We start from the raw sequence: 13,408 nt of genomic DNA on the forward strand, positions 1-13,408 counted from the left end.
TGTTAAACCACGCCTGCGCGTAGCATGTCATGCATATGTACCACACCCAGTAGTTGCTCGCCATCTGCAACCAGTACTGAGGTTATATGGCGGGACTGCATCAAGTTCAGTGCATCAACCGCCAATAGCGTTGGGCGAACACGAATTCCGCCGACAGTCATGACATCTGCAATATTCAGGGAGTGGAGATCAACGCCCATATCAAAGACTCGACGTAAATCACCATCAGTAAAGATCCCTTCAATTTTCATCAGGGAGTCACAGATTACGGTCATACCCATATTTTTGCGCGTTATTTCCAGTAATGCATCGCGCAATGAAGCATCTTTACTGACATGCGGGATCTCATCGCCAGTGTGCATAATATCGCTGACACGTAATAACAGTTTACGTCCCAATGCACCGCCTGGGTGAGAAAGAGCAAAATCTTCTGCAGTAAAGCCACGAGCTTTCAGCAGAGCAACAGCAAGTGCGTCACCCATCACAAGCGTTGCCGTGGTGCTGGACGTTGGAGCCAGTCCTAACGGGCAAGCTTCCTGGGGAACCTTGACACAAAGATGGACGTCGGCCGCTTTGCCCATTGAGCTTTCCGGGCGACTTGTGATGCAAATCAGTGGTACCTGCAATCGTTTGAGAACCGGAATCAGCGCCAGAATTTCGTTAGATTCGCCAGAGTTAGAAATAGCGATAACAATATCTTGCGTGCTAACCATGCCGAGGTCGCCATGGCTTGCTTCACCTGGGTGGACGAAAAACGAAGGTGTACCGGTACTTGCAAAAGTTGCCGCCATCTTTTTACCAATGTGACCGGATTTGCCCATACCCATGACAACGACTTTGCCCTGGCAATAAAACATTTTTTCACAGGCCGCAGAGAAGTCTGTGTTGATGTATTGCCCAAGCTGATCCAGGCCTTCACGTTCGATCTTCAGTACTTCTTTACCTGCTTGCTGAAAGTCAAAACCCGGTTGTAATTCTATCTGTGACATAATTTCCGTTCCGCTTTACCCTACGACAGGTGATGCAATAAACCACAGCATCACAATCCATACGAAGAAACTACATGTTAACAGAGCACCTGCTGCCTTGCCGATAGAGCGTGATTTACGCCAGCAAAGTACTGCAAAAATGGCACTGACTACCAACATGACCCAATAGTCACGAGCAAAGGCATGTGGGTCAATTTCACCCGGTGCAATCAAGGCAGGAATACCCAATACCAAAACAATATTGAATATGTTCGAGCCGATGATATTGCCAATCGCAATATCGTCTTCACCTTTACGTGCACCTGCGATGGTCGTTGCAAGTTCAGGCAGGCTCGTGCCCACAGCAATAATCGTCAGGCCAATCACTAACTCGCTTATGCCAAAGTAATGTGCCAGTACGCTGGCGTTATCGATAACCATGCGAGTGGCCATCGGCATAATAATTAAAGCCACGGCGAGCCATAAAAATGCGACGGGACGGCTCCCTTCACGAGGAAGCTCTGCCAGCTGTTCGCGGGTCAGGTTGTCAGCACCTTCATTTCCGGCAAGGCGAGCTATTTTAATCGTAAACAGCAGATAAGCTACTGCGACAGCAATCAGTATTACGCCATCAAGACGGCTAAGCTGGTTATCAAAAAGAAGCCAGCCGATCACGCCACTGACGACTAACATTAGGGGTAATTCACGCCGTAGAATATCGGAATTCACGGTAAATGGATGCAAAAGTGCCGCTAAGCCGAGAATCAGTAAGATATTGGTGATATTCGAACCTAATGCTGTCCCCACCGCTAAATTCAATTGGCCATTTAGAGCAGCAGAGCTTGCAACGAGCAGTTCAGGTAATGATGTCCCGATGCTAACAACGGTTAAACCGATAAGGAGTGGCGGAACGCCGAAACTACGGCAAAGTATCGAGGCGGCGAACACCAGACGATCCGCGCCATAGACGACCAAAAGCAAACCGATAATTAACAGAGCTGTAGCTAACAGCATGCAAAATCCTTTATTCAGGTATAATCGCCGGTCTCTTGCTGTGAAAGTACCGGCAGAGCATACAGATCTGTAGGCCATGATGAATTCTTAATTCTGACTTTATGTGGCAGAAAAGTAAAACAAATGCCAGTTTTCGCTAATCAGGGCTGATAACATTCTGTGAAAATGTTGGGTTGGAACTGAGTTGCTATCCAATGCTTCGTCCGTGAACTTGATAAAAGGAAAGATGATGAGCCAGACGCAGACGAATCTGGTCGAAATTCGCGATGTTAGTTTTACTCGCGGCAGTCGGCGCATCTTTGACAATATTTCCCTGAACGTGCCCCGTGGCAAAATTACCGCCATCATGGGGCCATCGGGCATTGGTAAAACGACATTGCTGCGGCTGATTGGTGGTCAAATTCAGCCTGACAATGGCGAAATCCTGTTCGACGGTGAAAACGTGCCGGCAATGTCGCGCTCACGACTATATAACGTGCGTAAACGTATGAGCATGCTGTTTCAATCCGGCGCGTTATTTACCGATCTCAATGTCTTCGAAAATGTGGCGTACCCGCTTCGCGAACATCGCCGCTTACCGGAGGAGTTGCTGCATAGCACCGTTATGATGAAGCTTGAGGCGGTGGGATTACGTGGGGCCGCTAAACTGATGCCAAACGAACTCTCTGGCGGTATGGCTCGACGAGCCGCACTTGCGCGTGCCATAGCACTCGAACCTGACCTTATTATGTTTGATGAGCCATTCGTTGGTCAGGACCCTATTACAATGGGTGTGCTGGTTAAACTGATTTCAGAATTAAACAGCGCACTGGGTGTGACCTGTATTGTGGTTTCGCATGATGTACCTGAAGTGCTGAGCATTGCGGATTACGCCTATATTGCAGCTGATCAGCATATCGTCGCTGAAGGGACTCCAACCGCCTTGCGCGAAAATTGTGACCCTCGGGTTCGTCAGTTCCTTGATGGTATTGCCGATGGGCCAGTACCGTTCCGCTATCCAGCAACGGATTATCGGAATGACTTATTATCAAAAACAGGGAGTTAAGTTACTCATGCTCTTTAATGCACTGGCATCGTTCGGGCAGCGGGGACTGAAAACCTGCGCGTCATTCGGCCGGGCTGGGATAATGCTTTTTAATGCGCTGGTAGGGAAACCGGAATTCCGCAAACATGCGCCATTGCTGATTCGCCAGTTGTATAACGTCGGCGTATTGTCGCTGCTGATTATCATTGTTTCTGGTCTGTTTATCGGCATGGTTCTTGGCTTGCAGGGCTACTTAGTTCTGACTACTTATAGTGCGGAATCAAGCCTGGGGATGCTGGTTGCCTTGTCTCTAATGCGTGAGCTTGGGCCTGTCGTGGCAGCGCTGTTGTTTGCCGGACGCGCAGGTTCGGCTTTGACCGCAGAAATTGGCCTGATGAAAGCAACAGAACAGCTTTCCAGTATGGAGATGATGGCGGTTGATCCTTTGCGCCGTGTCGTTTCTCCTCGTTTCTGGGCTGGTGTAATTTCCTTGCCATTACTGACGCTTATCTTTGTCGCAGTAGGGGTATGGGGAGGGGCACTGGTTGGTGTGAACTGGAAGGGAATCGACTCTGGGTTCTTCTGGTCTGCCATGCAAGATGCCGTCAACTGGCGTACCGATCTGATTTACTGTGTTATCAAGAGCGTAGTGTTTGCGATAACCGTGACCTGGATTGCGTTATTCAATGGCTACGATGCTATTCCTACGTCCGCAGGGATTAGCCGGGCAACAACACGAACCGTTGTGCACGCTTCATTGGCCGTTTTAGGGCTGGATTTTGTGCTCACTGCACTGATGTTTGGGAATTAAGTTCATGCAAACTAAGAAATTTGAAACTGGGGTTGGGGCATTTTTAATTATTGCATTGGCAGCCATCGTCTTCTTGTGTCTGAAAGTGGCTAATGTCACTTCGCTGCGCAGTGAGCCAACGTATCGGGTTTACGCGACGTTTGATAACATAGGTAGCCTGAAAACCGGTTCTCCATTACGCCTTGGCGGCGTGGTGATTGGACGCGTTGATGACATTACGCTTGATCCAAAAACTTACTTACCGCGAGTCACTCTGGATATCGAAGAACGCTATAACCATATTCCTGACACCAGTTCGTTGGCTATCCGCACTTCAGGTTTACTCGGTGAGCAATACCTCGCACTGAACCTTGGTTTTGATGACCCTGAACTCGGTTCATCTATCCTTAAAGAGGGCGGCACGATTCAGGACACTAAATCAGCCCTGGTGCTGGAAGATCTGATTGGCCAATTCTTGTATAAGAGCGGTAATGGCGATAATCAGAAATCAGAGGATTCCTCATCGCAGGATTCAGAGAATAATAGTGCAGCGCCACAGCCTGGCACGACGCACTAATCTAAGAGGAAAAGTTTAATGTTTAAAAGACTTATTATGATTGCCATGTTGATTATTGCACCGCTGGCGAATGCTGCGGATCAAAGTAACCCGTACAAATTGATGGGTGAAGCGGCGCAAAAAACATTTGACAGATTGAAAAATGAGCAGCCTAAAATTCGTCAAAATCCCGATTATTTGCGTGAAGTTGTTGGGCAAGAACTTCTGCCATATGTGCAGGTGAAATACGCGGGTGCACTGGTACTGGGGCGTTACTACAAAGATGCAACCCCTGCACAGCGTGATGCCTACTTCAAAGCGTTCGAAGCGTATCTGAAACAGGCCTATGGCCAGGCGCTTGCGATGTATAACGGGCAATCCTACCAAATCGCACCTGAGCAGCCTCTGGGTGATGCCACCATTGTGGCGATTCGCGTAACGATCGTTGATCCAAACGGCCGTCCACCTGTGCGTCTTGATTTCCAGTGGCGCAAAAACACACAAACTGGTAACTGGCAGGCTTACGACATGATTGCTGAAGGTGTCAGCATGATTACCACTAAGCAAAACGAGTGGAGCGATATCCTGCGTACCAAAGGGATTGATGGTTTGACTTCTCAGCTGCAATCAATCTCTAAACTGCCAATTACCCTGGAAAATAAAAAGTAATGGCTGACGAACTTAACTGGCAGCGTGAAGCCGCAACGTTGCACCTGGCGGGTGAGTTAGATAGCGATACGGTGGGGCCAGTATGGCGCCAGCGTGAGCAAATCATGGCAGGTATCAAAGTGTTGAACCTCTCTGGTTTATCGCGTGTTGATACTTCAGGTTTAGCGCTTTTGATTCATCTTGTGGATTTCGCCAGGCGTCAAAATGTTGAGATAGAACTCCAGGGCGCCAGCGAGAACTTACAGACGCTGACTAAACTTTATAACCTGCCAGAAGACATCCTTCCTGCATTTGCAGGCTAGTGTTTTCATAGCGTTACTATCATTGCCCCTGATCTAATTGGATCAGGGGCTTTTTGCTTATTTAAGCCTGCGCCACTTTCCTCTAAGATGTGTGGCTTGTTTCCTTAACCGACGAATTATATCCCATGGAAAATCATGAAATTCAGACAGTGCTGATGAACGCACTGCCCCTCCAGGAAGTCCACGTCTCAGGCGATGGCAGCCATTTTCAGGTGATTGCGGTGGGTGAGTTATTCGCCGAGTTAAGTCGCGTGAAGAAGCAACAAACAGTTTATGCGCCATTGATGGAGCTGATTGCTGATAACCGTATCCATGCGGTTTCCATCAAGACCTATACTCCGCAAGAGTGGGATCGCGATCGTAAACTTAATGGTCTTTGAGCAATTCGCCACGGCGGGTTGTAACGATTTGAATTTAATAGAGAGCAGTTGCAATGGATAAATTTCGAGTTCAGGGGCCAACCCGACTAAGTGGTGAAGTGACGATCTCCGGGGCGAAGAACGCCGCGCTGCCGATCCTCTTCGCAGCACTGTTGGCCGAAGAGCCAGTTGAGATTCAAAACGTTCCAAAACTGAAAGACATTGATACCACAATGAAGCTGTTAAGCCAGTTGGGTACCAAAGTTGAACGTAACGGTTCAGTGTGGATTGACGCCAGTGAAGTAAATATCTTCTGTGCGCCTTATGATCTGGTTAAAACCATGCGTGCTTCTATCTGGGCGCTTGGGCCTTTGGTCGCACGTTTTGGCCAGGGCCAGGTTTCTTTACCTGGCGGCTGTGCCATTGGCGCACGTCCGGTTGATTTGCACATTACAGGTCTTGAACAGCTCGGTGCGGAAATCAAACTGGAAGAAGGCTACGTTAAAGCTTCTGTTCAGGGCCGTCTGAAGGGCGCGCATATTGTGATGGATAAAGTGAGCGTAGGCGCCACTGTCACCATCATGAGTGCTGCAACTCTTGCTGAAGGTACAACTATCATTGAAAACGCAGCCCGTGAGCCGGAGATCGTCGATACAGCGAACTTCCTCAACACGCTGGGTGCGAAAATAACTGGTGCAGGCACCGATCGCATTACTATCCAGGGTGTTGAACGTCTGGGTGGCGGTGTTTATCGTGTGGTGCCAGATCGTATCGAAACCGGTACTTTCCTGGTAGCAGCTGCGATTTCTGGTGGAAAAATTGTTTGCCGTAATGCTCAACCAGACACGCTTGATGCGGTACTGGCGAAACTGCGCGAAGCGGGTGCCGATGTTGAAGTTGGCGAAGATTGGGTTAGCCTGGATATGCACGGTAAGCGTCCGAAAGGTGTGACAATCCGTACTGCGCCGCACCCAGGCTTCCCTACAGACATGCAGGCTCAGTTCACTTTGTTGAACCTCGTGGCGGAAGGTACTGGTGTTATCACTGAAACTATTTTTGAAAATCGCTTCATGCACGTCCCAGAACTTATCCGTATGGGCGCACATGCAGAGATTGAGAGCAATACAGTGATTTGCCACGGCGTTGAGAAGCTATCTGGTGCACAAGTAATGGCAACCGACCTGCGCGCGTCAGCAAGCCTCGTTCTGGCGGGTTGTATCGCAGAAGGGACCACCGTGGTTGATCGTATTTACCACATCGATCGTGGCTACGAGCGCATTGAAGATAAACTTCAGGCGTTAGGTGCGAAGATTGAACGTGTGAAAGGAAATAGCGGCGAATAAAATTCGTTGTTAAAAAGAAAAACCGGGCTTGCCCGGTTTTTTTTATCTTTTCCGCATCAGACTCATTCGGTCAATGAACTGATGAGTTTGCGGATCGTAGTAGCGTGAAGGCCAAATCACCCAAGGTGAAGTTTCCAGTGCCTGTGCGATGATTAATTCACCTTTTGGCCAGGGTCGTGTCAACGTATTAGCCAAAGTTGAGGAGCTTAGACCTGCTTTCCGTGATTCAGCCGCAAGTGATGTTCCGCGTTTGCGTAGCCCTGCAATGATATCTGCCGGGTGCCAGTCAGTATTGTTACTTTCCATGTTTCTCCCTGTAACCGCTTCTATTTACCGGTTTACTCAATTGCGGTTATAGCACAGCATGGATCCAAAAGACTCCAATAAATAGCGTAAAAATTCAAATTTGTGTTAACACACACAAAGTGAATGAAACCAATGAATACAGGATTATAGGGAGAGTGGTTTTGAGGGCTGGAATAAATTTATTGGAAACTTAGTGCGCCTTTGAACGGCGCACTAAATAAAGATTAACGATCGCGTTGAACAGCCATGCGGGCCAGAGCAATTAAAGCTTCTTTGTACTCGCTTTCAGGCAGAACATTCAGAGCTGAAATAGCTTTGTCAGCTTCTTGTTCTGCTCGAAGTTGAGTCCATTCCAGCGAGCCACAGGCCGCCATAGCATCTAACACTGGCTGCAGTAAATGACGCCCGTTGCCTTGCTCAATAGCCTCACGAATCATTTTGGCTTGCTCAGCGTTACCGTTACGCATTGCGTGCAGTAAAGGTAGAGTCGGCTTGCCTTCGTTCAGGTCATCACCCACATTTTTACCAAGCGTTTGGCCATCGGCACTATAGTCCAGAAGATCGTCGATAAGCTGGAAAGCAGTCCCGAGATAGCGGCCATAATCCTGAAGTGCGAGTTCTTGTTCCGCAGTTGCATCAGCTAAAATACCTGAGCATTGAGCTGCAGCTTCGAACAAACGCGCTGTTTTGCTGTAAATCACCCGCATATAGCTTTCTTCAGTAATATCAGGGTCATTACAATTCATCAATTGCAGAACTTCACCCTCGGCAATGACATTCACCGCTTCGGACATCACTTCCAGAACCTTGAGCGAGCCTAGTTGAGTCATCATCTGGAATGCGCGGGTATAAATAAAATCACCAACTAGTACACTCGCGGCATTGCCAAATGCCGCGTTAGCCGTTGCCTTCCCGCGACGCATATCTGACTCATCAACGACATCATCATGAAGCAGTGTCGCGGTGTGGATAAATTCAATGAGAGCCGCAATATTGATATGCGCGCTACCCTGATAACCAAGCGTGCGAGCAGCAAGAACAGCAATCATTGGGCGGATACGTTTACCACCGCCACTGACGATGTAATACCCTAACTGATTGATCAATTGGACATCTGAATTCAACTGTTCAAGGATGACCGCATTGACTCCCGCCATATCTTGCGCGGTTAACTCGTTAATTTTTTCTAAATTCATCGCAAAAGTCTGGCTTAAAGTCCTGTTTACCACATGTCTTTATGGAATCACGTGAGGGTAGAGGAGTAATAATGTAGTACAGATTGTACTGAAAAAACGAGGCAGATAAACGGCTGGTGTGATGTTGCGTTTTTTTTCTACTCTGTTTCATGACAGGGCTTGTCAAAGGCTCTCGTTTTGCGTAATATTCGCGCCCTATTGTGAATATTTATAGCGCCACCTGAAACATACGTAGGGTGCGTGCGGAAAGCGGAGTTTTATATGTACGCGGTTTTCCAAAGTGGTGGTAAACAACACCGAGTAAGCGAAGGTCAAACCATTCGCCTGGAAAAGCTGGACATCGCAACTGGCGAAGCAGTTGAGTTCGCAGAAGTTCTGATGATCGCTAATGGTGAAGAAATCAAAATCGGCGTTCCTTTCGTCGATGGCGGCGTAGTTAAAGCTGAAATTGTTGCTCATGGTCGTGGCGAGAAAATTAAGATTGTTAAGTTTCGTCGTCGTAAACACTACCGTAAGCAGCAGGGTCATCGTCAGTGGTTCACTGATGTGAAAATCACCGGCATCAGCGCTTAATACAGGGGAGCATATTAAATGGCACATAAAAAGGCTGGCGGCTCTACTCGTAACGGTCGCGATTCCGAAGCTAAACGTCTGGGCGTAAAACGTTTCGGCGGAGAAGCAGTTCTGGCAGGCAGCATTATCGTTCGTCAACGTGGTACTAAATTCCACGCTGGCACCAACGTAGGTTGCGGCAAAGATCATACTCTGTTCGCTTTGACTGACGGTAAAGTTAAGTTCGAAGTTAAAGGTCCGAAAAACCGTAAGTTCATCAGCATCGTTGCTGAATAAGTTTTTCGCGTCCCGGTAACGGATAGAAGCCCCGCAACACGTTGCGGGGCTTTTTACATTCTGCGACCGGTAAATCAATGAAGTATTTTCTTCAGATTTCGGGTTGCAGGATTAGATCATGAAACAGCAGGCAGGGATTGGCATTCTCCTGGCGCTTACAACAGCAATTTGCTGGGGTGCATTGCCAATAGCGATGAAACAGGTGCTGACGGTAATGGAACCGCCAACAGTTGTTTTTTATCGCTTCCTGATGGCAAGTCTGGGTTTGGGTAGCATTCTCGCTATACGCGGAAAATTGCCTCCGTTGGCGTTGTTCAGAAAGCCACGTTGGTTGGGCCTACTCGCGATTGCAACGGGTGGCTTGTTCGGCAACTTTTTGCTGTTTAGTTCATCACTACAGTATTTAAGCCCGACGGCATCACAGGTTATTGGCCAGCTTTCCCCAGTGGGAATGATGGTGGCAAGTGTGGTGGTGCTAAAAGAGAAAATGCGCGGCACGCAGGTCATCGGAGCCATAATGTTACTTTGCGGGTTGGTGATGTTTTTTAATACCAGCCTGATAGAAATTTTTACCCGCCTGACAGATTACACCCTTGGGGTGATTTTCGGTGTTCTGGCGGCGACAGTGTGGGTCACCTATGGTGTGGCGCAGAAGGTATTATTACGCCGCCTGGCCTCGCAACAGATCCTCTTTTTGCTGTACACTTTATGTACTCTTGCGCTTTTTCCATTGGCTCAGTTGGATAAAATCTTCCAACTCAGTAATTGGCAACTGGCGTGTTTAGTTTTCTGTGGCCTGAATACACTGGTTGGGTATGGGGCACTGGCAGAAGCCATGGCACGGTGGCAGGCGGCACAGGTTAGCGCCATTATTACGCTAACTCCGCTGTTTACTTTGCTATTTTCAGATTTATTAGCGTTAGCCTGGCCCGATTTCTTCGCCATGCCGTTACTTAACCTTGTGGGTTATTGCGGCGCGTTTATCGTGGTTGCAGGTGCGATGTATTCAGCCATTGGTCACCGTCTTTGGGGACGCTGGCGCAAAACCGAAGCTGTTCTTCCAGTACAACGTTCGGGCGAATGATTTACGGAGAAGTGAAATGAAGTTTGTTGATGAAGCAACGATCCTGGTCGTAGCAGGTGATGGCGGTAACGGCTGCGTTAGCTTCCGTCGTGAAAAATATATTCCCAGAGGTGGCCCGGACGGTGGTGATGGCGGTGATGGCGGTGATGTGTGGCTTGAGGCTGACGAAAACCTCAACACCCTTATCGACTATCGCTTTGAGAAATCTTTCCGCGCTGAACGTGGTCAAAATGGCCAGAGCCGTGACTGTACCGGTAAACGTGGTAAAGACATTACCGTTAAAGTACCTGTAGGGACGCGTGTTATCGATCAAGGCACTGGCGAGACTATGGGTGACATGACCCAGCATGGTCAGAAGCTGATGGTTGCTAAAGGCGGCTGGCACGGTTTGGGTAACACCCGTTTCAAGTCATCTGTAAACCGTACACCACGCCAGAAAACCATGGGTACCCCAGGTGAGAAGCGTGATATCCAACTTGAGCTGCTGCTGTTGGCAGACGTGGGTATGCTTGGTTTGCCAAATGCGGGTAAATCTACCTTTATTCGTTCTGTCTCTGCGGCAAAACCAAAAGTAGCGGATTATCCGTTTACTACTCTGATCCCAAGCCTTGGCGTTGTTCGTATGGATAACGAGAAGAGCTTTGTGGTTGCCGATATTCCAGGGCTTATCGAAGGTGCAGCTGATGGCGCAGGCCTCGGCATCCGCTTCCTGAAACACCTTGAGCGTTGCCGCGTGCTGTTGCACCTCATCGATATCGCACCAATTGATGAATCCGATCCGGTTGAAAATGGCCGAGTCATCATTGGTGAGTTGGAGAAATACAGCGAGAAACTTGCTGAGAAGCCACGCTGGTTGGTATTCAACAAATGCGATTTGATGAGCAAAGAAGACGCCGAAGCGCGTGCAAAAGAAATTGCGACCGCAATGGGCTGGGAAGAGAAATACTACCTGATCTCTGCAGTTAACCGCGAAGGCGTTAATGCGCTGTGCTGGGATGTAATGGACTTCATCATTGCTAACCCGAAAATCGCTGAGCTCCAGCCGATTGCACCGGAAAAAGTTGAGTTCATGTGGGATGACTATCATCAGCAGCAACTCGATGCAGTGGAAGCGGAAGAAGACGAAGACTGGGATGACGACTGGGATGAAGATGACGACGAAGGTGTCGAAATCATCTACCAGAAATAAGACGTTATCTAAAAAAAGGCCGGAATTTTTCCGGCCTTTTTTTATTGGCTCTGCGAAGGTATCCAACAACTTGCTAGCAGACCAACCCCGTCAGGGCCGTTTTCCAAATCTAATCTACCATGGTGTAACTGCACAATACGCTGGACAATATTCAACCCAAGACCACTGCCACCATAACGTTCATCCATACGACGGAACGGGTCGGTAATCGTCTTGCGGTGCTGTTCATTAATTCCAGGTCCCTGATCAGCAACCATCAATGACGCGCCAGCACCCTGAGCGTCTAACGAAACCGTTATAATGCTTTTCATCGGGCTGTAACGGGATGCATTTTCCAGCAGGTTACGTAGCATCAGGCGCAGCAACACCGCATCCCCTTGCACCATATTTTCACTTTCTTTTGCCCAGATGATGGTTTGCTCGCGCAAGGTGACCATTTCGTCCATTTCCATTTTGAGCGGCGAAATAATGTCGCGTTGCCAGTTCAACGTATCGTAATGCCCACTCGCCAGAGCCTGCCCTGCACGCGAGAGCATCAGCAACTGCTCTATGGTATGCATCAGCTGATCTATTCGCTCCAACAACATAGGGGCTTGCTGAACGCCTGAGTTTGCCATCAACTCTAGGTGTAGTCGGATGCCGGCAAGCGGCGTACGAAGCTCATGGGCGGCATCTGCAGTAAATAAGCGTTCTTGCTGAATAGTATGAGCAAGCCTTGCCAGCAATTGATTCAGTGAATTGGTGACGGCAACCATCTCTTCCATGTCTGAATACATTGGCAGAGGGGTAAGATTATCAGCGGAACGATTAGCAAGGCTGGTGCGCAGGCGATTCAATGGACGGGTAATCCAGGTGATCGCCCAGAAAGAGAAGAACAATGTGAAACCAATCATCACCAGGGAAGGAACCAGCAATGAAGCAATAGCTTCGCGGATCTCTTTCTCTACATGCTGATTTCGTGCCTTGGCAGACAGCGTTTCACTGACCAGGAAACTGATTTGCTCACGACTTTCATGCCATAACCAAATGACACTAATTAGCTGGAAAAACAAAAGAATAAGAGCGAGAAGAATCATCAAACGCTGGCGCATGCTGTTCATGTTCGGCTCTCCAGTCGATAGCCAACACCACGCACGGTTTTTATTCTGTCTTTGCCTAGCTTGCGTCGAAGATTGTGGATATGCACTTCTAACGTATTTGAGCCAGGGTCATCCTGCCAACTGTAGATATCTTGTTGTAATGTTTCACGGTGCACCGTTTGCCCGATTCGCATCATCAAGCGTGTGAGTAACGCGAACTCTTTTGGCGTGATTTCAACAGGCAGATCTTGTAGCAGCACTTGCTGAGTTTGCAGGTTGAGTGTCAGATCATCATGCTGAAGAAGGTTATCGCTATGTCCCTGATAGCGGCGAATCAATGCCCGCGTACGGGCTTGTAATTCAGCTAGAGCAAAGGGTTTGACCAGATAATCATCGGCACCAGAGTCCAGACCGTTAACGCGATCTTCAAGAGCGTCACGTGCTGTTAATATCAACACTGGTGTACTGATACTACGGCGTCGCCATTGCCTCAAAAGAGTGGCACCATCTTTGTCTGGTAGGCCAAGATCGAGGATGATCATGCCATATTCACCACTTTCTATCAGTGCATCCGCTTCGGCGGCTGTCGTTGCACAATCGAGAGCATAACCCTCGTTGTTTAATGCCAGCACTAAGCCTTCCCGTAACAGTAAATCGTCTTCAACAATCAGCAGTTTCAT

17 protein-coding genes are annotated in these 13,408 nt (G+C 48.5%); 11 read left to right on the plus strand and 6 right to left on the minus strand.

The window, feature by feature from the left end; translation table 11 throughout:
• Positions 1-2: 2 nt before the first annotated feature.
• Together kdsD and GC128_RS02575 are read right to left on the minus strand one after the other, a co-directional pair.
• Complete coding sequence (kdsD, locus tag GC128_RS02570; RefSeq protein WP_151992978.1) at positions 3-989, minus strand: arabinose-5-phosphate isomerase KdsD; 987 nt, start codon at positions 987-989, stop codon at positions 3-5.
• Between the two features lie 15 nt (positions 990-1,004).
• On the minus strand, positions 1,005-1,982 hold the full coding sequence (locus GC128_RS02575) for a calcium/sodium antiporter (protein ID WP_151992979.1): 978 nt from the start codon (positions 1,980-1,982) through the stop codon (positions 1,005-1,007).
• A gap of 229 nt (positions 1,983-2,211) precedes the next feature.
• Here GC128_RS02575 and mlaF point away from each other — a divergent pair, with 229 nt between their 5' ends.
• From mlaF to murA, 7 genes are all read left to right on the plus strand, one after another.
• The gene (gene mlaF, locus GC128_RS02580; protein ID WP_064514090.1) at positions 2,212-3,027 is read left to right on the plus strand and encodes a phospholipid ABC transporter ATP-binding protein MlaF; all 816 of its coding nucleotides are present in this window, start codon (positions 2,212-2,214) and stop codon (positions 3,025-3,027) included.
• A 7-nt stretch (positions 3,028-3,034) separates the two neighbouring features.
• Positions 3,035-3,817 carry a lipid asymmetry maintenance ABC transporter permease subunit MlaE gene (mlaE, locus tag GC128_RS02585; RefSeq protein WP_151992980.1) on the plus strand — a complete coding sequence of 261 codons (783 nt, stop codon included), beginning with the start codon at positions 3,035-3,037 and terminating at the stop codon, positions 3,815-3,817.
• Positions 3,818-3,821: 4 nt separating this feature from the next.
• Entirely contained in the window at positions 3,822-4,373 is a 552-nt protein-coding gene (gene mlaD, locus GC128_RS02590; protein ID WP_134184814.1) for an outer membrane lipid asymmetry maintenance protein MlaD, read from the plus strand.
• An 18-nt stretch (positions 4,374-4,391) separates the two neighbouring features.
• On the plus strand, positions 4,392-5,021 hold the full coding sequence (gene mlaC, locus GC128_RS02595; RefSeq protein ID WP_151992981.1) for a phospholipid-binding protein MlaC: 630 nt from the start codon (positions 4,392-4,394) through the stop codon (positions 5,019-5,021).
• Positions 5,021-5,323: a lipid asymmetry maintenance protein MlaB gene (mlaB, locus tag GC128_RS02600; protein WP_151992982.1), complete on the plus strand. Its 303-nt coding sequence runs from the start codon at positions 5,021-5,023 to the stop codon at positions 5,321-5,323. The genes mlaC and mlaB overlap by 1 nt, the downstream gene beginning before the upstream one ends.
• Positions 5,324-5,448: 125 nt before the next feature.
• On the plus strand, positions 5,449-5,703 hold the full coding sequence (gene ibaG / locus GC128_RS02605) for a BolA family iron metabolism protein IbaG (RefSeq protein WP_151992983.1): 255 nt from the start codon (positions 5,449-5,451) through the stop codon (positions 5,701-5,703).
• A 53-nt stretch (positions 5,704-5,756) separates the two neighbouring features.
• Entirely contained in the window at positions 5,757-7,025 is a 1,269-nt protein-coding gene (murA, locus tag GC128_RS02610; RefSeq protein WP_034459732.1) for a UDP-N-acetylglucosamine 1-carboxyvinyltransferase, read from the plus strand.
• Between the two features lie 42 nt (positions 7,026-7,067).
• Here the strand turns inward: murA and sfsB are convergent, their stop codons facing one another.
• Together sfsB and ispB are read right to left on the minus strand one after the other, a co-directional pair.
• Positions 7,068-7,331: a DNA-binding transcriptional regulator SfsB gene (gene sfsB, locus GC128_RS02615; RefSeq protein ID WP_151992984.1), complete on the minus strand. Its 264-nt coding sequence runs from the start codon at positions 7,329-7,331 to the stop codon at positions 7,068-7,070.
• Between the two features lie 224 nt (positions 7,332-7,555).
• Positions 7,556-8,527, minus strand: a complete 972-nt coding sequence (ispB, locus tag GC128_RS02620) for an octaprenyl diphosphate synthase (protein ID WP_064514078.1) — start codon at positions 8,525-8,527, stop codon at positions 7,556-7,558.
• A gap of 261 nt (positions 8,528-8,788) precedes the next feature.
• On the opposite strand from ispB, the gene rplU reads away from it, so the two are divergent.
• The 4 genes from rplU (at position 8,789) to cgtA (ending at position 11,649) form a co-directional block, all read left to right on the plus strand.
• The gene (gene rplU, locus GC128_RS02625) at positions 8,789-9,100 is read left to right on the plus strand and encodes a 50S ribosomal protein L21 (protein ID WP_034498836.1); all 312 of its coding nucleotides are present in this window, start codon (positions 8,789-8,791) and stop codon (positions 9,098-9,100) included.
• Between the two features lie 18 nt (positions 9,101-9,118).
• Positions 9,119-9,376, plus strand: coding sequence for a 50S ribosomal protein L27 (gene rpmA / locus GC128_RS02630; RefSeq protein ID WP_024549632.1), 258 nt, complete (start codon positions 9,119-9,121; stop codon positions 9,374-9,376).
• Between the two features lie 118 nt (positions 9,377-9,494).
• Positions 9,495-10,460, plus strand: a complete 966-nt coding sequence (locus GC128_RS02635; protein WP_151992985.1) for a DMT family transporter — start codon at positions 9,495-9,497, stop codon at positions 10,458-10,460.
• Positions 10,461-10,476: 16 nt separating this feature from the next.
• On the plus strand, positions 10,477-11,649 hold the full coding sequence (cgtA, locus tag GC128_RS02640; RefSeq protein WP_151992986.1) for an Obg family GTPase CgtA: 1,173 nt from the start codon (positions 10,477-10,479) through the stop codon (positions 11,647-11,649).
• A gap of 41 nt (positions 11,650-11,690) precedes the next feature.
• Here the strand turns inward: cgtA and pmrB are convergent, their stop codons facing one another.
• Together pmrB and pmrA are read right to left on the minus strand one after the other, a co-directional pair.
• Complete coding sequence (gene pmrB / locus GC128_RS02645; protein ID WP_151992987.1) at positions 11,691-12,749, minus strand: two-component system sensor histidine kinase PmrB; 1,059 nt, start codon at positions 12,747-12,749, stop codon at positions 11,691-11,693.
• Complete coding sequence (pmrA, locus tag GC128_RS02650; RefSeq protein WP_151992988.1) at positions 12,746-13,408, minus strand: two-component system response regulator PmrA; 663 nt, start codon at positions 13,406-13,408, stop codon at positions 12,746-12,748. Before pmrA ends, pmrB begins: the two co-directional genes overlap by 4 nt.

Source organism: Buttiauxella massiliensis (assembly GCF_902500225.1).
Classification (GTDB): domain Bacteria; phylum Pseudomonadota; class Gammaproteobacteria; order Enterobacterales; family Enterobacteriaceae; genus Buttiauxella; species Buttiauxella massiliensis.